The 12,098-nt window shown below is 60.4% G+C and carries 13 protein-coding genes; 5 read left to right on the forward strand and 8 right to left on the reverse strand.

All coding sequences use genetic code 11. The features are described from left to right. Positions 1-130: 130 nt before the first annotated feature. The 3 genes from CUJ84_RS10660 to CUJ84_RS10670 form a co-directional block, all read right to left on the reverse strand. Positions 131-961 (reverse strand): alpha/beta fold hydrolase, encoded by an 831-nt coding sequence (locus tag CUJ84_RS10660; protein ID WP_105006173.1) that lies wholly within the window; start codon positions 959-961, stop codon positions 131-133. Between the two features lie 274 nt (positions 962-1,235). Beyond that, positions 1,236-1,670 (reverse strand): DUF302 domain-containing protein, encoded by a 435-nt coding sequence (locus CUJ84_RS10665; protein WP_105006174.1) that lies wholly within the window; start codon positions 1,668-1,670, stop codon positions 1,236-1,238. Positions 1,671-1,681: 11 nt separating this feature from the next. After that, positions 1,682-2,074 carry a DUF983 domain-containing protein gene (locus CUJ84_RS10670; protein ID WP_105006175.1) on the reverse strand — a complete coding sequence of 131 codons (393 nt, stop codon included), beginning with the start codon at positions 2,072-2,074 and terminating at the stop codon, positions 1,682-1,684. Positions 2,075-2,248: 174 nt separating this feature from the next. Between CUJ84_RS10670 and CUJ84_RS10675 the strand changes: the two genes are divergently transcribed. After that, positions 2,249-4,195 (forward strand): PAS domain S-box protein, encoded by a 1,947-nt coding sequence (locus tag CUJ84_RS10675; protein ID WP_105006176.1) that lies wholly within the window; start codon positions 2,249-2,251, stop codon positions 4,193-4,195. Between the two features lie 108 nt (positions 4,196-4,303). Here the strand turns inward: CUJ84_RS10675 and CUJ84_RS10680 are convergent, their stop codons facing one another. The 4 genes from CUJ84_RS10680 to CUJ84_RS10695 all read right to left on the reverse strand — a co-directional run bounded on the left by CUJ84_RS10680 (position 4,304) and on the right by CUJ84_RS10695 (position 7,516). Continuing rightward, the gene (locus CUJ84_RS10680; RefSeq protein WP_105006177.1) at positions 4,304-4,768 is read right to left on the reverse strand and encodes a DUF1348 family protein; all 465 of its coding nucleotides are present in this window, start codon (positions 4,766-4,768) and stop codon (positions 4,304-4,306) included. 21 nt (positions 4,769-4,789) lie between these two features. Continuing rightward, positions 4,790-5,419 (reverse strand): pyridoxamine 5'-phosphate oxidase family protein, encoded by a 630-nt coding sequence (locus CUJ84_RS10685; protein WP_105006178.1) that lies wholly within the window; start codon positions 5,417-5,419, stop codon positions 4,790-4,792. Between the two features lie 57 nt (positions 5,420-5,476). Beyond that, positions 5,477-6,445, reverse strand: a complete 969-nt coding sequence (locus CUJ84_RS10690) for an MBL fold metallo-hydrolase (protein WP_105006179.1) — start codon at positions 6,443-6,445, stop codon at positions 5,477-5,479. A gap of 81 nt (positions 6,446-6,526) precedes the next feature. Then, positions 6,527-7,516, reverse strand: a complete 990-nt coding sequence (locus CUJ84_RS10695) for an alpha/beta fold hydrolase (RefSeq protein ID WP_105006180.1) — start codon at positions 7,514-7,516, stop codon at positions 6,527-6,529. Positions 7,517-7,888: 372 nt separating this feature from the next. On the opposite strand from CUJ84_RS10695, the gene CUJ84_RS10700 reads away from it, so the two are divergent. The 4 genes from CUJ84_RS10700 (at position 7,889) to CUJ84_RS10715 (ending at position 11,347) form a co-directional block, all read left to right on the forward strand. Beyond that, positions 7,889-8,722 (forward strand): response regulator, encoded by an 834-nt coding sequence (locus CUJ84_RS10700; RefSeq protein ID WP_105006181.1) that lies wholly within the window; start codon positions 7,889-7,891, stop codon positions 8,720-8,722. Between the two features lie 250 nt (positions 8,723-8,972). Next, entirely contained in the window at positions 8,973-9,746 is a 774-nt protein-coding gene (locus CUJ84_RS10705; RefSeq protein ID WP_105006182.1) for an alpha/beta fold hydrolase, read from the forward strand. 48 nt (positions 9,747-9,794) lie between these two features. After that, positions 9,795-10,745, forward strand: coding sequence for a helix-turn-helix domain-containing protein (locus CUJ84_RS10710; RefSeq protein WP_105006183.1), 951 nt, complete (start codon positions 9,795-9,797; stop codon positions 10,743-10,745). Between the two features lie 53 nt (positions 10,746-10,798). Beyond that, positions 10,799-11,347: a carboxymuconolactone decarboxylase family protein gene (locus CUJ84_RS10715; RefSeq protein ID WP_105006184.1), complete on the forward strand. Its 549-nt coding sequence runs from the start codon at positions 10,799-10,801 to the stop codon at positions 11,345-11,347. A gap of 214 nt (positions 11,348-11,561) precedes the next feature. On the opposite strand, the gene CUJ84_RS10720 is transcribed toward CUJ84_RS10715, so the two are convergent. Next, on the reverse strand, positions 11,562-11,963 hold the full coding sequence (locus tag CUJ84_RS10720) for a DUF6130 family protein (protein ID WP_105006185.1): 402 nt from the start codon (positions 11,961-11,963) through the stop codon (positions 11,562-11,564). Positions 11,964-12,098 lie beyond the last annotated feature (135 nt).

Genomic DNA, 12,098 nt, shown 5'->3' on the forward strand with positions numbered 1-12,098 from the left:
ATGACGGCAATGTTACTCCGGGTGTTTCGGAGGGGCTAAGAAGTTGCAGGGAGAGATTGTGAGATTGCGTTAGGCCCTGGCAGACGACAGGTCTGTGTTGGGGCCGACGTCCGTCGACCCCAACGCTCCGTCAGGCTTTGATGAAGGCCAGGATGTCCGGATTCAGCACCTCGGGGTGTGTCGACAGCATCCCATGCGGATATCCATCGTATAGCTTCAAGGTGCCGTGCTTCAGGAGTTTGACTGAAAGCTCCGCCGCGTCCTTGTAGGGCACGATCTGATCGTCGGTTCCGTGAATGACGTAGACCGGAACCTCGATCTTCTTCAGATCTTCGGTGAAGTCCGTCTCCGAGAACGCCTTGATGCACTCGTAGTGGGCATTCGCAGCACCCATCATGCCCTGCCTCCACCAGTTGTCGATCAGGCCCTGGGAGATCTTGGCGTCCGGACGATTGAAGCCGTAGAAGGGACCGGTCGGAACGTCGATGTAGAACTGTGCGCGGTTGGCGGACAGGGCCTTGCGCAAGCCATCGAACACGTCGATCGGCAGGCCGCCGGGATTCTTGTCAGACTTCAACATGACCGGTGGAATGGCGCCGGCGATGACCGCCTTGGCAACTCTGCCCGGTTTCGACCGCGCGACGTAATGGACTACTTCGCCGCCTCCTGTCGAGTGGCCAATGTGGACCGCGTTCTTGAGATCGAGCGCTTCCGCCACCTCTGCAACGTCAGCCGCGTAGGTGTCCATCTCGTGACCCGTCCGGCTCTGCGACGAGCGGCCGTGCCCCCGGCGATCATGTGCGATGACCCGGAAGCCTTCTCCGAGAAAGAAGAGCATCTGGTTGTCCCAGTCGTCGCCGCTGAGCGGCCATCCGTGATGGAATACGATCGGCTGCCCGTCCTTCGGACCCCAGTCCTTGTAGAAGATTTCGGTTCCGTCTTTCACTTTCACTGTACCCATGAACTTGTCCTCCGTTCGGGATTGTTTCTGTTTGGTGGCGGCTGATGCCGACGGACCGACTGCCAATGCGATCGCGGCGGCGGATCCTGCGAGGAGAGCATCTCGTCTCGTAAGGGAAATGTCTGACGTCGGTGTCATCGGGAGAACCTCCAGTTCGTGGTTCGAGGCTACAGCAAGACTATCGACGCGCACCGGCCGCCTCTTGGAACGAACGATTTTTGCGTCCTGATGGCAGCCGGTCTTTCGAAATCGTCCGTTTCAATTGGGCGGCCGGCTACGCCAGATAGCCGCCGTTGTTATGATCGCGAGTAGCAGTTGGACAGCCGCCGCAGACTTCGTCGACGATCGCCTGTTGAACCGCATCAAATCGGGCCGCGACTTCGCGCTTCACCCCAAGTTCTTCGAACATCTCCGCCATAGGATGGAAGGCGACCGCGGAGTTGCGCCCAGGGAGCTCCCGGACGAGAATTCGCAATGGAAGATCGAGGGCGGTCAGCGGCATGTCCAGCATAACTGGCGTTCCCGCCTTCGGATTGCCGTAGACGATCACGCGCGTCTCGGGCATCGACAGCCCGTTGTCTCGTGCCGCCTTTGCGTGATCGATCTCGGCGAATACTGTCATCCCGGCCTTCCCGATCGCCCTTGTGGCCGTCTCCAACGCCTCCTCGAACGCGTGGGTCGTACGATGCTCGATGGCTTTTGAACGCATATGAAGCTCCTCTATTCCTGGCCGGCGTCGTCCCGACGGGACAATTTCCCCTCCTCGGCCTTGTAGAAATACTGGCTGGCGACAAGCCACCCCTTGAGCGGGCGCAAGGGCGGAATGCACGTCAGGATCATGAACGGCCCGGTCACGAAGATCTGGGTCCAGATAGACGCCTGGTGCGCGACCGCAAGCCAGACCGACAGGAGCACCGTCGGAATGCAGGCGAAGCAGATCACGAAGAAGGCAGGCCCATCGGCGGGATCGGCGAACGAGTAGTCCAGGCCGCAGACCTCGCACTCCTTGCGCAACGTGAGGAAGCCGTCGAACAGGTGGCCGCGCCCGCATCGGGGGCACAGTCCGCGGACGCCCGTCTTGAGCGGCGACAACGGCGGATAAGGATCTTCCATGTCTGCGCCCTTCCATTCACCCCATAGGGCTCATTACGTCACTGGTTTCACTGGCTGTCGAGAACCATCCGGGATGGGCGTCCACGGTATCGTACTCTGACGAAATTTCGGGCAACTTGCCGATATCTCGCGTCCTGCTACTCTGCACCTCGGCGACATCCGGCGGAACGGACCATGGATGCAACGGAAGGCATGCGATTGCTGCGAGCGCTGTCCGCCGATGCGGATCGCGACAGCGTCGTCGATGCGCTTTCGAATGCCTGCTTGAAGTTCGACGACGTCGATCGGGCGGAAGTGGTCTTTCTCCCGAACCAAGGTTCCGATCTTTTTCCGTCCGCGGTCATGTCCTCGCTCCGGGAAACCAAGATGCCGCTGTTCGCGGCAGGATTTGACGTCGGCGGCAACGGTTCCGGTCTGCGCTGTGAACTGCTTGTCCCTCTCCTCGTCGGAGAGGACGTCCTCGGGATCTTGAAGATTGAAAGCTCCACGACCGCGGCGTTCGGCGCGGAACAAATGAGTGCATTCGAATTTCTCGCCTCGTACGCAGCCCTACGCATCGACAAGGCGAACCTTGGGTCAGATCTCGACCAAGCCCGAGAGAAGGCCCGCCTTGCCGAACGGGAGCTCCGGCTTTCGTGGGACATGCTCCCTGCACACGCTTGGCACACCAGACCTGACGGAACGTTGGAGGCTGTGAACCGGGAGTGGTCGGGCTATTTCAAGCTTACCGAAGAGGAGTCTTCCGGGTTCGGGTACACACGCGTCTTTCACCCCGATGATCTTCAGAAGGTGATGGACGTCTGGATGCGCCTTCTATCAGAAGAGGTTCCAGGAGAGGTCGAAACCCGCATGATGCGAGCCGACGGCGAGGCTCGCTCCTTTCTCATCCGTACGGTTCCGATCCGCGACGAGAGCGGCAACGTCATCCGATGGTACGGCATCAACATCGATGTCGAAGATCTGAAGATTGCACACAACCGCATCCAAGAGAGCGAGCAACGCTACGCCGCCACGTTGTCAAGCATTGGTGACGCGGTGATATCGACTGACGACAAGGGACATCTGACATTTCTCAATCCGGTCGCCGAAAAGCTCACGGGCTGGACTCAACAGGAGGCCGTCGGTCGGCCCGTTGCAGACATCTTCAGACTGATCGACGAGTCTCACCAACTCGTCGTCGACCCAGTATCCGAAATCCTCGGTCGTGAGACCGATCTTGCAATAGGCAACCAGTACGCGCTTCGGTCGAAGGCCGGATCGGAACTCGTCGTCGACGTATCCGGCGCGCCAATTATCGATTCCCGCGGCGAGATGAAAGGCGCGGTTCTCGTGTTCAGGGACATGACGCAGAGAAACGAGACTTCGGCCGCCCTGCGAAAGTCGAAGGAGGATCTGGCCCGCATGAGCCGCCTGACCGCAATCGGCGAGTTGGCGGTGTCCGTCACGCACGAAATGAACCAGCCTCTCATGGCCATCGTCACAAACGCGGCGGCATCCATGAGCTGGTTGAAAGCCAGTTCCCCGAACATCGAAGAGGCCGTGCAGGCGATCGACTGGATTCTGCGCGACGGCCATCGGGCGGGCGAGGTACTGAGCGGCATCCTTGCATTGGCACGGAATTCGCGGCCGAAGGTCGAGCCGCTAAGTATACGAGGCGTGATCGAAGAAGTGCTGCTGTTGACCAAGAGCGAACTCCGACAGAAAGGCGTCCTTGTCGAAACCGCTTATGATGGTACGGCGGATGCCGTCAACGGGGACCGAATCCAGCTCCAGCAGGTGCTAATCAATCTGGTGATGAACGGCGCGGACGCGATGGGGGCGATCGAGGGCGAGCGAAAGGTGCTGCACATCGTCACGAGCCGGAGCAACGGATCGGTTGAGGTCAGCGTCACGGACAACGGCGTCGGGCTCGATCCGGATACAGCGGATCGGGCGTTTGAGGCATTCTTCACCACCAAGGCGACCGGCATAGGCATGGGACTTTCGATCTGTCGATCCATCATCGAGGCGCACGGCGGCCATATCTGGGTCGCGACCGAGAAGGGCACGGGAAGCACGTTCAGCTTCACCCTGCCGCCTCCGCAATCCTTGCAAGTGCGATCCGCAACTCCTGATGAATAGCCGGGCGTGGGTCGAAGCTCGTGTAGGAGAGATGAAGCCGAGCTTTAGCGGCGGACACGAGCAAGTTCGGATGAGAGCTTGTGAGATCGCGTATGATGCGACCAATGCTCAGAATCCGAAGTCGCTTAGGCCCAAATGCCCGTCGGGCCTTCTTCCGAGGGACCAATTGAAGGCACGTTCTTCAGGCTTGATGGGGTGCTCGTTGATCGACGCGTGCCGGTATTTCATAAGCCCATCGGCATCGAATTCCCAATTCTCGTTGCCATACGCCCGAAACCAGGTGCCGCTGTCGTCGCGATGCTCGTAGGCGAAGCGCACGGCGATCCGGTTCCCGGAAAACGCCCACAGTTCCTTGATCAAGCGATAGTCGAGTTCCTTCGCCCACTTGCGTGCAAGGAATGCCTCGATGGCCGTGCGCCCGACGACGAACTCCGCACGGTTCCGCCAATGGCTGTCGACGCTGTACGCCAAGGCGACCTTCGAGGGGTCGCGGGTGTTCCAGCCGTCCTCAGCCAGCCGCACCTTCTCGATCGCCGACTGCAGGGTAAAGGGAGGTAACGGCGGGCGGCTCATGTGTGAATCCTTCGAATGAGGCTATTGGCCGGAAGATTTCGCGGATTTGAGCGTGGCGATCTCGGCCTCGAGTTCTTTGATCCGCGCGTCCCTGCTCTCGATCGCCTTTAGAACTTCGTCAGCCTCGAACCTGAGCGGAATATGCTGCGGGCAGTTCGCGTCCCAAGCGTCGACATGGAACAGGATCACCTGCTCCGGCCTGGCCTGGTAGCCCTTCGGCATCAACTGCTCCAGGAGCGCCGGGTCGTCTTCGACGACGCGGGCCGTCCCCCAAATCTTCACTCGGGACCGGCTGCCGTAGTCGATGAGGAATAGCTGCGCCTTGTCGTTGTCGACGAGGTTTCCCTGGGAGATGTATTGCCGGTTGCCGATGTAGTCCGCGAATCCCAGCGTGGTCTCGTCGATCACGCGGAGGAACCCAGGCGGGCCGCCCCGGTGCTGGATATAGGGCTGGCATTCCTTGTTGGCGGTGGCCATGAAGATGCTGATTTGCTTCTCGATGAAGTCCTTCAGGTCGGGTGTGATCTCGGTCGCCCATCCGCCGCGTTCTTCCACGCGTGCATAGGATCGGCGCGAACCCTTCCTTGCCTGAATCTCCTTCACCGACGGCGAAAAGGCGACGTCGCTCGATATATGCTTTTCAGTCTCCACGGCCGCCTGCCCTCGTTTTGGAATCGGCGGCCCGACGCCGCCGCGGAGAGTTTCAGCTCAGACGCCCTCATAGGCAAGGCGGGTGAACAGCGCCGGCGATATCGCCCAGTTGCCGAAGACCGGATCCCATTTCGCAGTGGGCTTCGCGGCGATCGTTTCTTCGACGCTTCGACCATCTTTCTTCAGCTTGGCGACGTTCTCCCGGATGCCGACGAGCATATCCCGCCAGGCGATGAGATCCTTTTTGTTGCCGATCTCGCCGTGGCCCGGAATGACGATCGTCTGGTCGTCGACCATCTTGACGTTGGCCTCGGCGGCCTGGATCTGCCCGTCGATGCTGCCACCGGTCGAATAGTCGATGAAGGGATAGACGCCGTTCCAGAACGTGTCGGCGACGTGGACGACGTTCGCCTCCTGGAAGAACACCGATATGTCGCTGTCGGTATGGGCCGGGCCGTAGTACTTCAGCGCGATCGTCTGGCCGTTGTGCTTCAACGTCTCCTCGTCGCCCTTCATGAGCATCGTCGGCAGCGCGCCCTTCGGCGACGCCGGGAAGTCGAAGTCCCAATCCTCGACGCGGGTGGCGACCGTCAGATGTTTCAGCGAATTGGGGTGTGCCGTGATCATGGCGCCTTCCGAATTGAGCCACTCGTTGCCGTCCGTGTGGTCGAAGTGCCAGTGCGAGTTGATGAGATGCTGGATCGGCTGCGGCCCGAGATCGGCGAGCGCCTTCTCGATCTTGGGACGGGTGGCCGTGATCCCGGCGTCGACGAGAAGCTTTCCGTCATCGCCGACGAGAACGCCCATGTTGCCGCCGGAGCCGGACAACGCGCTGATACCGCCCCGAAGCTTGGTTGTGGTGATATCCGCTGCGGCCGCGGCCTCGCGGATCTGGACGACGAGACTTTTGGCGGCGGCGAAAACCTCGGCCGGAGTGAGCCATCCGCCCGTGGCCGCGAATGTCGCGCCACCGAGGCAGCAGAGGCAGAAGCCACGTCTCGAGAGGTGGTAATCGTGCTTGGTCATTTCCAGCTCCATCGTGTTGTGACAGTCGCGGTGAATGGGCGCCACCACGCAGGGAGGCGTGCGTGGTGGCCAGGCCTCGATCTAGTCGCGGCTGAGCTTCCGATCGAGGAAATCGTGGATGAGCGGGGCCATCTCCGGCAGCTTGTCTTCGAGCGCGAAGTGGCCCGTGTCGAGCAGATGCATCTCGGCGTGCGGCAGGTCGCGCAGATAGGGCGACGCGCCGTCGGCCGGGAAGATCTTGTCGTTCTTCCCCCAGACGATCAGGGTCGGCGGCTTCTTGTCCCGGAAGAACTTCTGGAATTCCGGATAGAGCGGGACGTTCGTACCGTAATCGTGGAAGAGGTCGAGCTGAATGTCGTTGTTTCCGGGACGATCGAGCAGGGGCTGATCGTGTCCCCAGTTGTCGGGATCGATGTGCGCCAGGTTACTCATGCCATCCGTGTACTGGAACACAGTGGTCTCGGGCTTGAAAAGCACCAGCAAGGCCTGCCGGTTTTCGGGAGTGTCGTTTTTCCAATACGCTTTGATCGGATCCCAGAACTCCTTGAGCCCCTCCTCGTAGGCGTTGCCATTCTGGACGATCAGGGCAGACACTCGGTCCGGATGCTTGAGCGCGAGGCGGTAGCCGACAGGAGCGCCATAGTCCATGACGTACATCGCGTATTCAGTAATGTTCAGCTTGCCGAGAAGGCCGTCGACGATATCGGCGTAGTGGCCAAAGGTGTAGGCGAACTTGGTGTGGTCGGGCGCGTCGCTCTCGCCGAAGCCAGGGTAGTCCGGCGCGATGACGTGATATTTGTCGGCGAGAATCGGGATTAGGTTCCTGAACATGTGTGACGACGTCGGGAAGCCATGAAGCAGAAGTACGACGGGAGCGCCGGCGGGACCGGCCTCGCGATAAAAGATCTTCGTGCCGTCGACGTCAACCGTGTGATAGGTGACCTGCGGGACCACGAGCTTATGTATGGTGACAACCTTCTTCGCTGCGTAAGAGATGGCCGGCAGAGCTGTTGATGCAGACAACGCGACTGCTATGGCCAAGGCGGTTCTGCTCATGATGGATCTGTTCATTTCAGCCTCCAGTTTTTCGAACGAGGATGCGAGCGCGACTTACCCGTTGCGTCGCTTATTTCCTCTTGATTGCTACGCTCGGCGAGCGGAAACCACGAGCTAGTTGTCGTAAGGCGTCGTGAGTTTGCGTGAGAGGGCATGCCAAGCGACTTCGCCAAGTCGTTCGAATTCCTAGACCTTGGTCTAGTTCTTCACGACGTTGTCGGGGTCGGACTGGCCATTGGTCGGATTGTTTGCGTGCATCGCGGGAGCTAGGCTCTCCCTGCAATCGCACGCATATGGAGATCGCCTCCCGCAAGCGGGGCCTGATTTGTAGGACGCCGATCTTCAGCAGCGCGATGAACAATTGCAGCCGACGGGGGGAAGTCAGCCATGCAAGTCCAATTCGCCGATACGCTCGAACAAACGAACCCAGCAGACGCATACCTGCCTCACCATTCCAGAGAGGCGAAGCGCGAAGCCTATGACGACGCGATCCGGTTCGGCAGGTTCTGCGCGATCCCGCACTCCCGTCAGCTCCTGCTGGATGGGAGCCCGCAGGAGATAGGCGGCCGGGCGTTCGACCTTCTCATGGTGCTGCTCAGGTCCAACGGCAGGATCGTCAGCAAGGACGAGATCCTGAACGAGGTGTGGCCGTCGCTGGTGGTCGAGGAATGCAATCTCCGCTTCCAGGTGAAGTCCTTGAGGCGGGCCTTGGGCAGCCAGGGCAACATGATCAAGACGATCGTCAGGAGAGGCTACATGCTGATCAGGGACGACGTGGTGCCCGAAGGCGAGGCGCGGTTCGACGCCACAAGATCAACGACCATTTCTGAGGTCGACACGCCTGTGGCGATCAGGGCCTCGGCGCCCTACATTGTCCTGATCGAGGACGACGAGAGCGTCCGGCGCTCGATTTCAACACTGCTGAGATCGGTCGGCCTTGGCGTCGCATCCTTTGAATCCGTCAAGGAATACCAAGAGAGCGAGCACTCACCTCAGCCCGACTGCCTTATCCTCGACGTCTGCCTGCCCGGAAGGAGCGGCTTGGACTTCCAGGCCGATCTCCTGAAGTCTGGAATACGATATCCGATCATCTTCATCAGCGGCCATGCGGACATCCAGATGTCGGTGCGCGCGATGAAGGCGGGCGCGGTCGAGTTCCTGACGAAGCCGGTGCGCCATCAGGACTTGTTGTCGGCGGTGGACATGGCGATAAACGCCTGACGCGTAGGCGTGACCGGGCATTGACGTTTTAAATCGAAGGCGGCCGCGAAGGCCGCCTTCGTCCGTCGTGGCTTCGATCCTGACCTTCCCGTATCTCCGACCACGTCGAACGCAGCATTCGTGGCCAACTGGATCTCACACGCCATCTCGACAACTCACACCATTGGACGGCGCCGCGTAGTAGCCTCGCAGGAATATAAACCAAGCGCGCATGCTCACTGCTGCAGGCGCCCAGTGTGAGGTTCTTCGCATGAAAAAGTGGTTGTCGAGTTCAGCAATGGTCGCGGCGCTGTTCCTGAGCCAGAATGCGATGGCGGCCTCGAAGCCGACGATCGTCCTCGTCCACGGCGCCTTCGCGGAGTCGGCGAGCTGGGACGGCGTCGCCGCCAAGCTGGTGAAGGACGGCTATCCTGTCGTCGCGGTGGCCAACCCACTGCGGGGACTGAAGTACGACTCCGACTACGTCTCGGCTGTTCTGAAGTCCATCGACGGGCCGGTCGTCCTGGTCGGTCATTCCTACGGCGGCTCGGTGATCACCGACGTCGCCGTCGAAGGAACGAACGTCAAATCCCTCGTCTTTGTCGCAGGACTCGCGCCGGACAACGGAGAAAGCGCAGGCAGCCTTGGCAAGAAGTTCCCGACCGGCACGCTCGGCGACGCCCTGGCACCACCCGTCATCCAGCCCGATGGAAAACATGATCTCTACATTCTGCAGAGCAAGTTCTGGAAGCAGTTCGCTGCGGACGTCACGGAGCAGCAAGCGGCACTCATGGGTGCGGAACAGCGCCCGGTCACGGCCGAGGCCCTGAACGATCCTTCCGGCGATCCATCCTGGAAGAAGCTGCCTTCCCATTTCATCTACGGCACCGCCGACAAGAATATTCCGAGCGAACTCCATGAATTCATGGCAAAGCGAGCGGGCGCAAAGGAAACGGTCGGCGTAAAGGGCGCGTCCCATGTTGTGATGATCTCACATCCAGATCTGGTGTCTGCAATGATCGAGCGGGCCGCCACCGACAAGTAGCGCCACGGCCATCAACTCAATTCGCGCCCTTTTGATGAGGAGCAGCCGATGCAGACCGATGTCGCCATCAAGGTGAGCTTGGGCAGGATACGTGATGGCTTCGAAACCATCGACGACTGCCTGCACGTCGAGCACTACAGCGTCGCCGACCCGAATATCTCCCTTGCAAAGCTGACACGAGAGAACGGAAACCGAGCGATCACCGCCTCGCTGGGGTCCGGCGTCGGGACGTTCGTCGTTGCGGCCCGCGATTCCGAGCTGCGCCTTGAGCAAAAGGGGCGTGTCCTGTTTCAGGGACTGATGGTCGAGGACAGCGTCACCTTCGTGGAAGGCCCCGATCCGATCGCCGTCGAACTGCAGTCCGACGCCTATCTCTACGTACTCACCTTTCTGCGAGAGCCTTGTCGAGGCCTCTGCTCCATTGTCGGAGGAAGGTTCAACATCCGCGATATTCGCCTCGCGGAGCTGATCGGCGAAATTTCCGAAAGCTCGCCCGCGCGAAGGAGCGAAATCACCAGGGATTTCTCGCAATTGGCGTTCGAGCACTATCGGTCACTGCCACGCGTTCATCCCCTCTCGGCATGGCGCCTCAGTCGCGTCAGACGATATGCGGAATCTCGTCTCGATCAGCGGATGTCGCTGGAGGACCTGGCGGACGTCGCAGGGTTCTCGCGGGCGCATTTCGCGGCAACGTTCAAGGCGGCCACCTCGATGAGCGCCCATGAATTCCTTCTGCGGATGCGAATTCAGGCTGCAGCCAGGCTGCTGACTTCCACCGATCTGGCCCTCGTCGAGATCGCGTTGCAGACTGGGTTCCAGAACCAGCCGCACTTTACGACGGTCTTCAAGAAGATCACCGCGGTCACCCCGCGAAAATGGCGGGATTCCCGTCGGTCTACCGCAATGGCGCACAGCCTCAAGCAAGTGGTCGACGGTGCCATCGTCATCGAACATCTGCCACATGAGCCGGACGGATTCCTTCCGCATGATCTGCATTGAAGACCGGCTTCACACAGAACGACAGAACCTGAAGCAACAAAGGAGATTGAAAAATGGCCCGAATTCCAATTCCCGCGACACTCGAAGCGGCCCCTGAGGCTTCCAAGTCGACGCTGGAGGCGATCAAGAAGCAGATCGGCGCGCTGCCCAACGTATTCCGCATGATGTCGACAAGCCCGGCCGTGCTCGAAGCCTACGCAGGTCTCAACGGAGCACTGGGCAAGGGCAAGCTCGACAAGAAGATCCGCGAGCGCATCGCGCTGGCGATCGCCCAAAAGAACGGCTGCGAGTATTGCCTCGCAGCCCATACCTACACCGGCACCCATGTCACCAAGCTCAGCCTAGAGGAGATTGCAGCGGCCCGTCGCGGCGGGTCCTCCGAGGCAAGGGCCGACGCCGCCGTCAAATTTGCGGTCAGGGTCGCCGAAGCCAGGGGCGGCGTTTCCGAACAGGAAGTGGAAGCACTGAAGGCGGCCGGCTTCGATGACGGCGAGCTTCTGGAGATCGTCGCCCACGTCGCGGCGAGCACCTTCACGAACTACATGAACGAAGTCTTCAAGACCGACGTCGACTTCCCGAAGGTCGAGCGCGAAGCCGCCTGAGCGACCTGAACCTTGAGAAGACACTCTCCGGAGGGCGGCACTCCCTTCCGGGGATTTGTGATGCCATGTTCGCCTCGTTTATCCACAAAAGAACATGCCCTCGCGACAGGGTCCGCGAGGGCAAATTCTTGGGAGGTTGCGGCTCGAAAGCGGCAGGCGTTTGCGGCATGGCGCCTACCGCGTGCGATCGCCTTGGGAGCTCGAATCCTTCAAACTATCTCTTCTCCGGCACGAAGAAGCTGACCGTCTCCGCCGTGATCACGTGATGTCTCGGATCGGCCAGTTCCACGAGAACCTTGTGCTCGCCCGCCGGAAGGCCGACGACGATCAGCGTCTCACCGCTTGCATCGACGAAGTGCCATGGGAGATCATCGATGGTCACGTGGACGTGCCCTAGCCGGGGCGATACTCGGAGCGCGCCCTCTCCGAAAACTGGGACAATGCGAATGTTCTCCGCCCGATATTGAATGAAGACAAGGCCACGGGACAATGGCTCCGGAAGCGGCGGATCGACGATAAGCTTCGGCGCCGGCTCGTCTTCGATGGTGATCAGTGGCGAAGGTCCAATGATGTCTCTCGCCGTGTGGGTGGGAGCGCTCGTGGCAGGCGTCGTCATGGCGGCCCTCGTAGCTCGATTGCTTCGATGTCCGAGGTGCATATTCGCGCGACGTCGTCCATCTCTCCGTCAATTTCTGCCGGAGGAGCGATGGAGTCGAGTTAGATGTCGTGAGGTGCCGTTGGTTCTGGTGCG

Source organism: Rhizobium leguminosarum (genome assembly GCF_002953715.1).
In the GTDB taxonomy this organism is placed as follows: Bacteria; Pseudomonadota; Alphaproteobacteria; order Rhizobiales; family Rhizobiaceae; genus Rhizobium; species Rhizobium leguminosarum_V.